The sequence below is a fragment of the Clostridium sp. NSJ-145 genome (assembly GCF_021044725.1).
In the GTDB taxonomy this organism is placed as follows: Bacteria; Bacillota; Clostridia; order Clostridiales; family Clostridiaceae; genus Clostridium; species Clostridium disporicum_B.
In genome coordinates, this window is the sequence record NZ_JAJNOS010000002.1 from 205728 (window position 1) to 220017 (window position 14290).

The window sequence follows — 14290 nt, forward strand, 5'->3', positions numbered from 1 at the left end:
ATGTGGATAAGGGTACAAGATGAAAAGACATTAGTAGAACCTAAGATAATTGAAATTACTAAGGGAATACTGAAAAAGTCCAAATATACTATTGTAGGTAAAGTTACTAATAGTACTCAGGAGATGGTAGTAAATTTAGGGACATATGATAGTGAAGAAATTGCAGATAGGGTATTTGAAGAGATTGAACAAGCGATTCTTAGTGATAAAAAAATATATGTAATGCCAGAAAGTAATGGAATATATTAATTTAAAGAGAAAAGTGTGGTTATACATTAGTATAACTACACTTTTTATATTTTAAATGTGTTTTTATATAAAATAGTTATAAAAAATGTTATTATAATATTAGAAAATTATTGAAATAAATACATAAAAAGTATTTGAATTTCTAAAAGGAATGGGGGCTATAAATGAATATTAGAGAAATTTTCGACCAAAAAAAATTGGTGTTTTCTTTTGAGGTATTTCCACCTAAAAGTACTTCTCCAATAAAAAATATATATAAGGCGTTAAATGAACTAGTGAAATTAGAACCAGACTTTATAAGTGTTACCTATGGGGCAGGAGGAAGCACTATAAACAATAAGACTACAGAGATATCATCTCTTATAAAAAATATTTATGGAATAGAATCATTAGCACATCTAACTTGTATTTCTTCAACTAGAGAGCAAATAGTCGATATAACTGAAAGATTAAAGCTTGAGGAAGTTGAAAATATATTAGCTCTAAGAGGTGATGATAATGGTACAAGCTGTGGAGATTTTAATTATGCTAATGAATTAATAAGTTATATTAAAGAAAAAGAAAGTTTTAATATAATAGCTGCATGTTATCCGGAAGGACATATTGCAAATAAAGATATTAAATTAGAGATTGATAATATAGAAAGAAAGATTGAAAGTGGAGCAACTAGCTTTATATCTCAACTGTTTTTAGATAATAATATTTATTATAAATTTTTAGAAGAGATAGAAAAAAGAAATATTAAAACTAATATTCAAGCAGGAATAATGCCTGTTATAAATGCAAAGCAGATGAGGAGAATAACTGAACTCTGTGGTGCAACTATACCTTTAAAGTTTAAAAAGATAATGGAAAGGTATGAGAATAATCCAGAAGCTTTAACGCAAGCTGGTATAGCTTATGCAACAGATCAGATAATAGACTTATCTTCAAGCAATGTAGATGGAGTTCATTTGTATACAATGAATAATCCATATGTTGCAAAGAATATAAGTAAGAATATAGGAAAAATAATAAGTTCGATAAATGAAGTTCAAAATGTATAGTAAAAAGGAGAGTTTGAGATGGAAAAGGTAGAAAGTTTTGAATTAGATCATAGAAAAGTAAAGGCACCTTATATAAGGAAATGTTGTGTTTTAAATGGAGAAAAAGGTGATAAAGTAAGTAAGTTTGATGTTAGATTTCTTCAACCTAATAAAGAAGCATTTGGAACAGCTGCAATGCATGGATTAGAGCATCTATTAGCTCATACATTAAGAGAGAAATTAGAAGGTGTTATAGATTTATCACCAATGGGATGTAGAACAGGATTCTATCTAACTATTTGGGGAGATAGGGAGTGTAGGGAAATAAAAGAAGCAGTAGAATATTCTTTAAATAAGGTTTTAGAAGCAACAGAAATTCCAGCAAAAAATGAAGTCCAATGTGGCAATTATAGAGATTTATCGCTTTTTGGAGCACAAGAATATGCTAAAGAAGCATTAGAAAAGGGTTTTTCACTTAATATTTATGGAGAATAATTTAAAGATAGATATAAATGAGGTATTAAGATATCTAGGATATAGAGGTCAAGAAATTACTAATGAACTTATGGAAGAAGTTGAAGAAGCCATTAAAGAAAGTAAGAGTTTGCTTAAAGTTAAATATGTTTGTAAAGAATTTAAGATTACAAAAAATAATAGTGAGATATTATTAGAAGGAACAAATTTAAGATTAAAAGGTAAAGATATATTTAACTTATTACAAAATAGTGATAAGTGTATATTGATGGCAGCAACTGTTGGTAGTGATATAGAAAGAAAGATTAAGTTTTATAGTAAAATTAATTTAACTAAAGCTTTAATATTAGATTCTTGTGCAACAGCGGCTGTTGAAGAAGTATGTAATAATTTACAGGAAAGTATAGGAAGAGAGATGCTTAAAGGTGAAGAAAATTTCACCTTTAGGTATAGTCCTGGATATGGAGATTTATCTTTAGATATACAAAAAGATTTTATAAGTATTTTAGATTGTGAGCGAAAGATTGGAGTAAAGGTTTCTAGCAATATGTTATTATTTCCCAGGAAATCTGTCACAGCAATTTTAGGAATAACTAATAAGAAGCAAAATAGAGATAGATGCAAAGAATGTAGTAACTTTGAAAGATGTAACTATAGAAAAGGGGATAAAAGGTGTGGACGTTAGAGAATTAATTAAAGATAGAGTAGTTGTATTTGATGGAGCTATGGGAACTATGCTCCAAAAAAGAGGATTAAGGCTTGGAGAAAATCCAGAAGTAATTAATTTTACAAATGAGGATACTGTAATAGATATACATAAGGAATACATAAAAGCTGGAGCAGATATTGTAACTACTAATACTTTTGGGGCTAATGAGATTAAATTGAAAAACACACCATATTCAGTAGAAGAAGTTGTAAGCAAGGCAGTAACTTTAGCTAAGAAAGCAGTTTCTAATAATGAGGTATTAGTAGCTTTAGATATAGGGCCTATAGGAGAACTTATAGAACCTATGGGAACATTATCTTTTGAGCATGCAGTAAATATATTCAAAAGAATAATAAGAGCTGGAGATAAAGCCGGAGTGGATTTAGTATTAATAGAAACTATGACTGATCTTTATGAGATGAAGGCAGCGATATTAGCATGTAAAGAAGAAAGTACATTACCTATATTTGCAACTATGACTTTTGAGGAAGATGGAAGAACTTTTACAGGGTGTCTTCCAGAAAGTATGGCGATAACACTTGAAGGATTAGGGGTAGATGTGCTAGGGGTAAATTGTTCTTTAGGTCCGAAGGAACTTTTACCTATATTAAAAAGAGTAGTTTCAAATACTAATATCCCAGTAATGGTTCAGCCTAATGCAGGTTTACCTAAAATTATTGATAATGAAACAGTATATTATATTACTGCTTCAGAGTTTAGAGAAAGAGCAGAAGAGTTTGTAAATAATGGTATATCAATTATTGGTGGATGCTGTGGAACAACACCACAATTTATTAGCGAGTTATCTAAGCTTAAAAGTTTGAAAATATTAGAAAGAGAAAAAGTTACAAAAGCTGTACTTACAACACCTTCTAAGTTAGTGGAAGTAAATGAAGTAAAAGTTGTTGGAGAAAGAATTAATCCTACAGGGAAGAAGCTCTTTAAAGAAGCTCTTAAGAAAAATGATATAGATTATATATTAAGACAAGCTATAGAGCAAGTTGAAGCAGGAGCTGACTTATTAGATGTTAATGTTGGATTACCTGAAATAAATGAAGAAGAAATGATAATTAAGATAATTAAAGAAATTCAGTCTATTTTAGATGTACCACTTCAAATAGATTCTAATGACCCTAATGCTATTGAAAAAGGCTTAAGATACTATAATGGTAAACCCATAGTTAATTCAGTAAATGGTGATGATGAAGTTTTAGATAGTATTTTACCAAGTGTAAAGAAATATGGAGCTGCTGTAGTTGGATTGACATTAGATAGCAATGGAATACCTAATAAAGCTATTGATAGATTTAAAATAGCAGAAAAGATAGTAAGTAGAGCATTAGAATATGGAATAAATAGAGAAGATATATATATTGATGCATTAACTCTTACAGTATCGGCACAACAAGAAGAAGTAGTAGAAACATTAAAAGCTTTAAGAATTATTAAGGAAAAGTTAGGAGTTAAGACTGTTCTAGGTGTATCAAACATATCATTTGGAATGCCAATGAGGGAAATTATAAATGAGACTTTTTTAGTGATGGCAATGGAAGCTGGACTTGATTTGCCTATAATAAATCCTAATAAAGAGAATATGATGGGAGCAGTTAGAGCTTTTAAGGTATTGAAAAATTATGATAAAAATGGAGCAAATTATATAGCTGCTTATGGAAATAAGAAAAATGAAGTAGCTAATAAAGTAGAAGGTAAAAAAGAAATTTTAGATATTAACACATTAGAAAATTGCATTTTAAAAGGTTTAAGAAATTCCACAAAAGAGATTACATTGAGGCTTTTAGATGATAAAAGAGAATTGGATATAGTTAATGAGGACTTAATTCCTGCATTAGATAAGGTAGGAAAAAAATATGAAAATGGAGAGATTTTCTTACCTCAATTAATTCAAGCTGCAGAAACTGTAAAGGTAGCTTTTGATATTATAAAAGAAAGACTTGTGTTAAGTGATAAAGGAAGTTCTGTAGGTAAAGGGAAAATTATTTTAGCTACAGTTCAAGGGGACATTCATGATATAGGTAAAAATATAGTTAAAGTTATATTAGAGAATTATGGCTATGACATAATTGATTTAGGTAAAGATGTAAATATAGAAAAGGTAGTAGAAGAAGCAGTGAAAAGTGATGTTAAGCTAGTTGGCCTTAGTGCACTTATGACGACTACTATAAAATCTATGGAGAAGACTATTCAACAATTAAAGATTAATGACTATAAAGGTTATATAATGGTTGGAGGAGCTGTAGTAACTGAAGAGTATGCTAAAAAAATGGGGGCAGATTATTATGCTAAAGATGCCAATGATTCTGTAAAGATAGCTAAGGAAGTGTTTGGAAAGTGATGCTATTAAAACTTAAATTGTGATTAATAAAAAGTGATAAATATTTTTAAAGATTAATTATTAACTTAGATAATGGGGGAATAATATGAAGAAACAAAAGTATTTAAAAAATTTTTTAAAAGCAATAGGAATTTTATTTTTAGCTATAATTGTAATCGTTGGTTTATATGTTGCATATATGAGTATTCAATATTATAGGATTGATGATAATGTTGTAGTTGAGGATGAAAATCCATCGGATATAATTCTTACAGCTAAAGAGGAACATTCAGTAATAACATATAATATTGGCTTTGGAGCCTATAATCATCAATTTTCATTTTTCATGGATAGCGGAGAGATGAAAGATGGAACACAGGTTGTAGGAAGTGATTCTAAAGCAGAGAGTAAGGAAGTTGTAATTGAAAATACTAATAATTCCATAGATTTTGTTGATAATTTAGATGCTGATTTTTATCTTTTCCAAGAAGTAGATACTAAAGCTACTCGTAGTTATAATGTAAATCAATATGAGATGTTAAAGAGATTAGGTTCAGAGTATTCTTTAAGCTTTGCAAATAACTTTCACTCTGCATTTTTAATGTACCCATTTACAGAGCCACATGGCTCAGTTAATTCTGGATTAACTACTATGAGTAAATATAGAATAAATGAATCTATAAGAAAGCAATATCCAGTAAGTACTGATTTTATTACTAAGTTTACAGATTTGGATAGATGTTTTTTACTTTCTAGAGTTCCTGTTGATAATGGAAAAGAATTAGTATTAATAAATACTCATATGTCAGCTTATGACGAGGGTGGAGCAATAAGAAAAGAACAGTTAAAGGTTCTTAATGAAGTATTAGAAGCAGAGTATGAAAAAGGTAATTATGTTATTGTCGGCGGAGATTTCAATCATGATATAGCTGATACAAAAGAGTTGTTTGAAAGTAATCAAAATATTCCAGAATGGGTTTATCAGTTAGATGATAATGATTTAGAAGAGGGATTTACTTTTGTAATAGCAGATAATTATAAAGAAGTTGCTACTTGTAGAAGTACTGATATGCCTTATGTAGAAGGTGGAAATTACACAGTAGTTATAGATGGATTTATTGTATCAGATAATATAAAAAGTTTTAGGGCGGAAAATTTAGATGCTAACTTTGTATCATCTGATCATAATCCAGTAGCATTATATTTTATACTAGAATAGTAGAAATTTTATATCAATTTGGCTCTATGCTTGATGATTAATGATAAAAAAGCTTGGTTATAAATGCCAAGCTTTTAATTTTGAACTTATTTACAAATAATTACGTAATATCATAGTTATCTTTCTCAAATACTATAATTAACGTATGGTATTAGGAGGATAAGATTATGGATAAAGAATATAATAGTAATATTTTTAGAACATATAAATTAGATTACTTTGGAAAGTATCATTTTTATGAAGAGAATGAATTAGTTAAAGAAAAAGAAGATGGAGAATATATTTTAGAAAATTTAAAAAAGAGTAATAGATTTGATTATAATGGAGCATCATATACATTTACGAAGTTTGGAAATATATCTGAAGGAAGAACAGAAAAAGATGTAGATTTAACAATTAAAGAGAATGATTATAATGTTGATATTAACGGAGAAGTAGTTCATTTAGATTTAATTTATAAGATGGATATAAAAAAATTAGAAGATCACTATAGAATAACTACAAGGATTAGTGAAAAGGGAGATACAGTATCTTGCTTACTTTATATAGATTTAGAGAATGGAGAAGATTTTATTAATGGATTAAATCATGTTAAGGAAGCACAAATAGAACTATCTCGACCAAAAGATTAAAAATCTATATTATATTTAAAATATATTAGAACGTTAACTATTTATTAAGTTAGCGTTTTAAATTATGTAATAAATTGTATATAATGTATAATATAGTTGTTAGCAATTTGTATTGGGATAGATATTAATGAACGAAAAGTATAAAAGGTTAAGTTTATATTATAGAGATTTATGGTGGAAGAGTAGTTGTGATTTACAGTTGACTATGACTAAATATACTTTAGAAGAAAAGCAAAGACGTGAAAAAGATTTTGATGTACTTATAGATAAGATTATAAAGTATATTGAAAGCTTTCCTAAAGATGAAAAGAAGAGAGAGAGTTGGAGAATAAAGGGGAATGATTATATTGAAAAAATAATTTCTTCTGAACGTATATTTAAATTAGGTGTTATTGATAAAGAAATGAAAAGTGCTTTCATCAAATCAACAAAAGATTTCATAAAAGCATCTAAGTCTTTTGACAGTACTCTATCTTATGAAGATATAGGACAAGCAATGAGAAATGTATGGATAGTGAATATGTTACAACAAGCCTTTGGAGAAACGATTAGATTTAATAATGGAGTTTTTGGATATAGTATGCTGTATCCATATACAGATAACTATTTAGATAATATTGAGATAGGATTAGAAGAAAAGATTTCTTTTAATAAGAGATTTACTAAAAGACTTAATGGTGAGAAGGTTATGCCATTAAATAAACATGAGGATAAGGTTTATAATCTTGTTTCCTGTATTGAATCAGAATTTAAGAGAGAAAAATTTAATGATGTATATGATAGTCTTTTACTTATACAGGAAGGGCAAAAATTAAGTCTTAATCAGCAAGAGGAAGAGAGCATTCCTTATGAAAAAGATATTTTAGGTATATCTATTGATAAAGGGGGAGCATCAGTGATCGCTGATGGAAATCTTATTAGAGGAACTATGAGTGAGGAAGAAGAAAGGTTTGCTTGGGGCTATGGATTTCTATTGCAGTTAGGTGATGATTTACAGGATATAAAAGCTGATAAAGAAAAGAAGCATATGACAATAATGTCTCAGCTTGCAGGGAAATATCATTTAGATAAAATAGTTAATAAACTTATAAATTTAACTATTTATGTAGTAGATAATGCTAAATGTTTTGTATGTAAAAATCCTAATGAGCTTAAAGAATTAATAAAAAATAATTGCAACTATATGGTTTTATTTGCAATCATTGATAATAAAGAATACTTCTCAAAAGAGTATATAAATGAAATTAATGACTATTTGCCATTTACAATTGAATTCTGTGGAGGTATTAAACAGAAAATAAATGATAAATTTAAGAAATTAAAAAAAGAGTATCATGGAGTTTCTGTAGAGGATATATTAATGGAGTTTTGTATGTAAATAAAGTGCGAAGCACTTTGGTGAAAAGTTTGACTTCGTCAAAGGGGAAAATGTCACTGACGTGACAGTGAAAATATTGCTTATGGCAATAGTGAAAAGTGTCTACATTAGTACCTTTCGCTTTAACATAAGTTAACTTTTCCCCGCTACGATAGTAGCCTTTTAACTTCGACGAAGTCGACCTTTCACCTGTGAGCTTCGCGAACAATTTATTTTTATTCTTCGTCTTGAAGAGCATCGTATCCTTCTTCGTTAGTCCTTATTTTAACTACATTTTCTACTGGATAAACAAAAATTTTTCCATCACCAATCTTACCAGTATATAAAGCCTTCTTAATAGTATTTATTAGTGTTTCAACTGGGATTTTACATATTACAATTTCAACTTTAAGCTTAGGTAATAAAGTAACTTCTACAGGAGTACCTCTATAGTAGTTAGTAGAACCTTTTTGCATACCGTATCCTAGTACATTAGTAACAGTCATACCTGTAATTCCAAGATTATCTAATGCTAACTTTAAAGCATCAAATCTATCTTTGTTAGTTATTACAACAACTTTAGTCATCTTACTTCCATCAGTAGGACCATTATATACAACGGGAATAGTGTCTACAGTGCTCATAGGAGTAGTAGTAGGAACAGAAAGACCTGTAGTAGTAGTAGGAACAAACATAAAATCAGCATAACTACTTTCTAAACCATGTTCAAATTTATCAAGACCTAAGATTTCTTCTTCAGCTGATACACGAAGTCCAACAGTTTTCTTTATTACTAGAAATACTATTGTCATTGTAACTAAAACCCAAAGAATAACACAAAGTACACCAAGAATTTGAGTTCCTAAGAATTTAAATCCACCACCGTAGAATAATCCACCATCTAAAGCAAATAAACCAGTTAAAATTGTTCCTAATGCGCCACATACACCATGAACAGAAATTGCTCCTACAGGGTCATCTATCTTAAGTTTTTTCTCAATAAATTCCACTGCAAAAGTTAAGACTAATCCAGCTATAACTCCAATAAAGAATGCACCACTAGGAGATACCATATCACAGCCAGCTGTTATAGCAACAAGACCAGCTAGTGAACCGTTTAATGTCATAGAAACATCTGGTTTTTTATATTTAATCCAAGTAACTATCATAACAACTATTGTAGATGAAGCAGCAGCAATATTTGTAGTCATAAATATGTTACTTGCTGATAAAAGCATTGCATCTCCAGTCATTGAAACAGTCGAACAACCATTAAATCCAAACCAACAGAACCATAATATAAATACTCCTAAAGCTCCTAGTGTAAGGCTATGGCCAGGTATTGCATGAGCTTTCCCATCTTTAGAATATTTACCTATACGAGGTCCAAGAATTTTAGCACCAACTAATGCAGCTATACCACCTACCATATGAACAGCAGTGGAACCAGCAAAATCATGAAATCCCATTTGTGATAAGAATCCACCACCCCAGATCCAGTGTCCAGAAATAGGATATATAAGCGCACTGATAATTAAACTATAAATACAGTAAGCAGAGAACTTTGTTCTTTCTGCCATTGCTCCAGAAACTATTGTAGCTGCAGTTGCACAGAATACAGTTTGGAATATTACAAATGTAAAAGTAGGTAGTGAAGAACTATAATCCCCTCTAATAAATAAATCCAAACTACCTATTAATGGGCCATCTCCAGCAAACATAAGGCCAAATCCAATAAACCAAAAAACTACAGTTCCAATAGCAAAATCCATTAAGTTTTTCATGATTATATTTCCTGCATTTTTTGCTCTAGTAAAGCCTGTCTCAACCATAGCAAAACCTGCTTGCATGAAAAATACTAATACAGCCCCAAATAAAGTCCAAATTGTGTCAAGTGATGAATACATAAATAATTCCCCCTTTTTTATTGTTATAAAAATAGAGTGAATTTTACTGACTATGCAAAGTAAAATTCACTCCATTGTGATAGCTATTAAATTTATAAAATAAAAAGACGCTTTGAACTATTTTAGTTCAAAGCGCCTTTGCTTTTTATGCTAATTATTATATTACAAGATATTGGAAAAAGGAAGTGTTTTTTTAAAAAAATTATAAAATTTATTTGTTAAACTGATTAGTTTTACCCATCATATATGCTAATTTAATCATATCCTTTTCTTCATCAGTAATATTTCTATTATACATTTTTTCAAATTGATTTATTAAAGCTGAAGTATCAATACTAGTTTTTGTATGTTTTTCTCTCTTATTATCAGTGTAAATATATAATTGAGGTTTCATTCTTTTGTTGTAAATTTTTTTAAAGACTTCAGCTGTGTAGTAAGCATCATTAAACGCATCGTGAAATTCAGATTCTATAGGTATTTCAAGCTGTTCTGTAGCTACCTTTAAACCAATTTTTCTACCTTTTGAATATTTTAATGCTTTAGATAAGTAACACTGAATATCTATATATTTTTTTGGAATAGCATCAGAAGATAATTTGTAATAATTAGCGTTTCTTATTAATTCTTTAATATCATTAACTCCCCATAAAACTAAAGTTGCATCTTCTGTTCCGATAAAATTGATAAAGTCTTTGTAAACATCTATAAAAAATTTAGCTGAATTTATTTGCTCATAATTTATATTAGTTAATTCTTCTACGTAAGGATGAATAAGTTTATGAACAGTTGGTTTAATAAAAGAATTGAAGGTCGAAATTGTGTTAAAGTTACTGTCCAATTTTAAAGCTCCTATTTGAATTATCTCGAACATAAGGGGAGATTTTTCAGTAGTTTTATTATCAGGATGTTGTTGATTAAATTCTAAGTCAAATATTATATAATTCATTTTTTCACCTACATGAACTTGTGGTATTAATATTATTAGTTTTGCACTTGTTATTAGGAATATTACTTTATAATAATTCCAAAAATACATTAATAAGCTATGTAATATATTACAATAAATAAAAGTGAAATTAAAGAGTAAGTTTCCAAAATAATGACATTTAATATTTTATATAGTATAATTATTTTAAAAAAATGTAGAAAAGAGTAGAGAAATGACGAAAAAGATATCAATTAAAGCTACTAAGACTCTTATATTTATATTTATTTTTATTTTGGGTTTTGGAGGAGTTAAATGTGATGCTTATGATAGTATAAGTTTTAGTAATATAACTATAGAGGATGGATTATCACAGGCTACTGTTGAAACTATTTTACAAGATAAAAAAGGATATATTTGGTTTGGTACTAATAATGGATTAAATAGGTATAATGGTTATGATTTTAAGGTATATAACCATGAAAAAGGTAATCCTAGAAGTATTATTAATAATTATATAGTTGATTTGAAGGAAGATTTTGAAGGTAATATATGGGTTGGAACAGCAAATGGAATCAGTAAGATTAGCTCCGATGAAGAAACTATTACGAATTATTCACAGGGAGAAGAAAATGGAGGATTATCTCATTATAATATATGGGAAATACTGATTTTGAGAAATGGGAAAATATTAGTATCTACAGCTAATGGATTAAATTTTTACGATGAAAAAACAGATTCTTTTAAAAGAATTTTTAATGATGATAGTTTATCTAGTCAAATGATTTATTCGATTGATGAAGATAGTGAAGGTAATATTTGGCTAGCAACTGACAATGGGTTAAATATGATATCAAAAGAAACTGGTGAAATAACCAGATATTATCATGATGATACGAAAAACTCCATAGCAGAAAATCGTATTTATAAAGTGTATTGTGATGATAATGGATTTATATGGTTAGGTACATTTACAAAAGGTGCATCAAGAATAAACAGAAAAACTGGAGAGATTACTAACTATTATAAAGATTCATGGGGATTAGATAAATATCCAGGAGAACATATAAGAGATTTTTATAAGGATAGTAATGGTGATCTATGGATTTGTAGTAGCAATGGTTTAGTTAAATATGATTATAATAAGTTTATATTATATAACAATAAGGTCTATGATAATAGAAGTTTAGTTAATGACACTGTATTTACAATTATAGAGGATAGGACTGGAATGCTATGGGCTGGAACTTATGCTGGAGTGAGTGTGTTTGATTCATCTAATAGCATTGTTCATTATAAAAATGATCCTTTTGATAGCACAACTATTAGTGAGAACATGATTCAAAGTATTTATGAAGATAGTGATGGCTATTTATGGGTAGGTACTCATACAAAAGGAGTTGATATTCTAGATGGCGATAGGAAAAAGATAAAAACTCTTAGTTTTGAAGATAATGAAATTATAAGTGGAAATAGAGTAAATGCTATAAAAGGTTATAAGAATTATATTTTCCTGGCAACAAATAATGGACTAAATATAATAGATAGAGATAATAAAAGTATAAAAATAATAAAAAAAGAAGAAGGTTTAGAAACTATAAATATTAGAAATCTTTGGGTTGATGATAAAGGATATCTTTGGATAGGAACTATCGATGGAATATTTGTAATGAATATTGATACAAATAAAATTGAAAATGTAACTTATATATTAGAAAATGCTGAAACAGATGACTACTATAGTGGTTATATTTTTCAAGATAGCGAAGGAATATATTGGATAGGTAACTTTGTTAATGGAGGATTAACTAAGATAGATCCATATACTAAAGAGGTTACTAACTACAAGTATGATAGTAATAATAAGAATTCATTAATAGATAATGTTGTAAGGACAATTGTAGAAGATGGCAAAGGGAATATATGGATAGGAACAAGTGAAGGATTAAGTGTTCTAGATAAAAAGACAAATAGCTTTACTAATTATACTACAAAAGATGGATTACCTAATGATACTATTTATGGAATATTAATTGATGATGAAGATAATCTATGGTTATCAACTAATAATGGATTATCTAGATTTGATATTTTAAATCAAAAATTCATGAATTTTAATATAACTGATGGCCTTCAAAGCAATGAATTTAATGGAGGAGCATATTTTAAATCAAAGTCAGGAGAATTCTTCTTTGGAGGAATAAATGGAATGAATTCATTTTATCCTGCTGATATAAAATCAAATAATTATAGTGAAAATGTAGTTTTTGATGAATTTCGTGTAAATGGAATAAAGGTTAGAGATATTAATGGAAAAGTATTTTCACATGATCAAAATAATATAGGTATTCAAGTTTTTTTACCAGAATATAAAAATAGTAAAAATATAAGATATTATTATAGTCTTAATGATGATGATTGGATGCCTATGGATAAGACAACAGTACTGTTTAGTGAACTATCTCCTGGAAAATATAATTTTAAAATAAAAGCTATGAATAGTAATGGTATTGTTAGTGAGAGTAATGAATTAAGTTTCAAAATAAAAATGCCATTTTTAATTAGTTATCCAGCATTAGCCTTTTACCTTATTGTAATTATAATAATGATAAAATTACATAAAAATAAATTAAATAGATTAGATACTCTAGTTGATAGAAGAACTAAAGAGTTACGTGATGAGATGGAAATAAATAAAACTCTTTTTGATAAGATTATTAAATTAGAGAGAGATAAAAATAGCTATTTTATAAATTTATCTCATGAGTTAAGAACTCCATTAAATGTTTTACATACCACAGAACAGCTTATAAGTACTTTAAATAAATCTGGTAATATTGAAAGAAGTAAATTAGATTATTATATGTCTATTATGAGAAAAAATAATAATAGACTTTTAAGCTTGATTAATAATCTAATAGATATTTCTAAGATGGAGAATGGTAAATATAAAATAGAAAAAGAAGAAGTAGATATTGTATATCTTGTAGAAGAAGCTGCACTAAGTATGAAGGAGTATATTGAGGAGAAAGGAATAAGTCTTATAATAGATCCAGAAGTTGAGGAGAAAATTATAAGATGTGATGGTGAAGATATTGAAAGATGTATACTAAATCTTATTAGTAATGCTACAAAATTTACACCAGAAGGTGGAGAGATTATAGTATTAATTGAGGATTTGAATGAAAAGGTTAGAATAGTAGTTAAGGATACAGGAATAGGCATACCAGATGAGTTCAAAGATTTAATATTTAATAGATTTGACCAAGTTGTTGATTCTGATGCAGAGGTAAAAGGAGGAAGTGGTTTAGGACTTACAATAACAAAGCAGATAGTAACTTTACATAAAGGTACAATTTATGTAGAAAGCAAAGTTGGAGAAGGAAGTTCCTTTATTATAGAATTGCCGGTATAGATTAAAAAATATTTTTTAATAATATAGATTTAAGATACTTTTAAAG

At 28.3% G+C, this 14290-nt stretch carries 11 protein-coding genes; 9 read left to right on the plus strand and 2 right to left on the minus strand.

Features of this window, described 5'->3' with window-relative positions; genetic code table 11:
* From LQE93_RS03575 to LQE93_RS03610, 8 genes are all read left to right on the plus strand, one after another.
* Window positions 1-249 (plus strand): hypothetical protein, encoded by a 249-nt coding sequence (locus LQE93_RS03575; protein WP_186837781.1) that lies wholly within the window; start codon window positions 1-3, stop codon window positions 247-249.
* A gap of 164 nt (window positions 250-413) precedes the next feature.
* Window positions 414-1295 (plus strand): methylenetetrahydrofolate reductase [NAD(P)H], encoded by an 882-nt coding sequence (gene metF, locus LQE93_RS03580; protein ID WP_186837780.1) that lies wholly within the window; start codon window positions 414-416, stop codon window positions 1293-1295.
* 18 nt (window positions 1296-1313) lie between these two features.
* The gene (locus tag LQE93_RS03585; protein ID WP_186837779.1) at window positions 1314-1769 is read left to right on the plus strand and encodes an S-ribosylhomocysteine lyase; all 456 of its coding nucleotides are present in this window, start codon (window positions 1314-1316) and stop codon (window positions 1767-1769) included.
* A complete protein-coding gene (locus LQE93_RS03590; protein WP_186837778.1) occupies window positions 1759-2433 on the plus strand; it encodes a vitamin B12 dependent-methionine synthase activation domain-containing protein in 675 nt (224 codons plus the stop codon). The genes LQE93_RS03585 and LQE93_RS03590 overlap by 11 nt, the downstream gene beginning before the upstream one ends.
* Entirely contained in the window at window positions 2423-4810 is a 2388-nt protein-coding gene (locus tag LQE93_RS03595; protein ID WP_231072026.1) for a homocysteine S-methyltransferase family protein, read from the plus strand. The genes LQE93_RS03590 and LQE93_RS03595 overlap by 11 nt, the downstream gene beginning before the upstream one ends.
* A gap of 85 nt (window positions 4811-4895) precedes the next feature.
* Window positions 4896-6008, plus strand: coding sequence for an endonuclease/exonuclease/phosphatase family protein (locus LQE93_RS03600; protein WP_186837776.1), 1113 nt, complete (start codon window positions 4896-4898; stop codon window positions 6006-6008).
* 167 nt (window positions 6009-6175) lie between these two features.
* Complete coding sequence (locus LQE93_RS03605; RefSeq protein WP_055266336.1) at window positions 6176-6640, plus strand: hypothetical protein; 465 nt, start codon at window positions 6176-6178, stop codon at window positions 6638-6640.
* A gap of 127 nt (window positions 6641-6767) precedes the next feature.
* A complete protein-coding gene (locus LQE93_RS03610; RefSeq protein ID WP_231072027.1) occupies window positions 6768-8018 on the plus strand; it encodes a hypothetical protein in 1251 nt (416 codons plus the stop codon).
* 215 nt (window positions 8019-8233) lie between these two features.
* Here LQE93_RS03610 and LQE93_RS03615 read toward each other — a convergent pair whose 3' ends face one another.
* Both LQE93_RS03615 and LQE93_RS03620 read right to left on the minus strand, forming a co-directional pair.
* Complete coding sequence (locus tag LQE93_RS03615) at window positions 8234-9904, minus strand: ammonium transporter (protein WP_231072028.1); 1671 nt, start codon at window positions 9902-9904, stop codon at window positions 8234-8236.
* Window positions 9905-10115: 211 nt separating this feature from the next.
* Window positions 10116-10850, minus strand: coding sequence for a 3'-5' exonuclease (locus LQE93_RS03620; protein ID WP_055266332.1), 735 nt, complete (start codon window positions 10848-10850; stop codon window positions 10116-10118).
* A gap of 214 nt (window positions 10851-11064) precedes the next feature.
* Here LQE93_RS03620 and LQE93_RS03625 point away from each other — a divergent pair, with 214 nt between their 5' ends.
* A complete protein-coding gene (locus LQE93_RS03625) occupies window positions 11065-14244 on the plus strand; it encodes a ligand-binding sensor domain-containing protein (protein ID WP_231072036.1) in 3180 nt (1059 codons plus the stop codon).
* The last annotated feature ends 46 nt before the right edge of the window (window positions 14245-14290 follow it).

Bases quoted from the DNA above. Each gene is read 5' to 3' on its own strand.
- metF (WP_186837780.1), top strand. From the start codon at position 414: ATGAATATTAGAGAAATTTTCGACCAAAAAAAATTGGTGTTTTCTTTT.
- LQE93_RS03600 (WP_186837776.1), top strand. From the start codon at position 4,896: ATGAAGAAACAAAAGTATTTAAAAAATTTTTTAAAAGCAATAGGAATT.
- LQE93_RS03590 (WP_186837778.1), top strand. From the start codon at position 1,759: ATGGAGAATAATTTAAAGATAGATATAAATGAGGTATTAAGATATCTA.
- LQE93_RS03575 (WP_186837781.1), top strand. From the start codon at position 1: ATGTGGATAAGGGTACAAGATGAAAAGACATTAGTAGAACCTAAGATA.
- LQE93_RS03615 (WP_231072028.1), bottom strand. From the start codon at position 9,904: ATGTATTCATCACTTGACACAATTTGGACTTTATTTGGGGCTGTATTA.
- LQE93_RS03620 (WP_055266332.1), bottom strand. From the start codon at position 10,850: ATGAATTATATAATATTTGACTTAGAATTTAATCAACAACATCCTGAT.
- LQE93_RS03605 (WP_055266336.1), top strand. From the start codon at position 6,176: ATGGATAAAGAATATAATAGTAATATTTTTAGAACATATAAATTAGAT.
- LQE93_RS03625 (WP_231072036.1), top strand. From the start codon at position 11,065: ATGACGAAAAAGATATCAATTAAAGCTACTAAGACTCTTATATTTATA.
- LQE93_RS03610 (WP_231072027.1), top strand. From the start codon at position 6,768: ATGAACGAAAAGTATAAAAGGTTAAGTTTATATTATAGAGATTTATGG.
- LQE93_RS03585 (WP_186837779.1), top strand. From the start codon at position 1,314: ATGGAAAAGGTAGAAAGTTTTGAATTAGATCATAGAAAAGTAAAGGCA.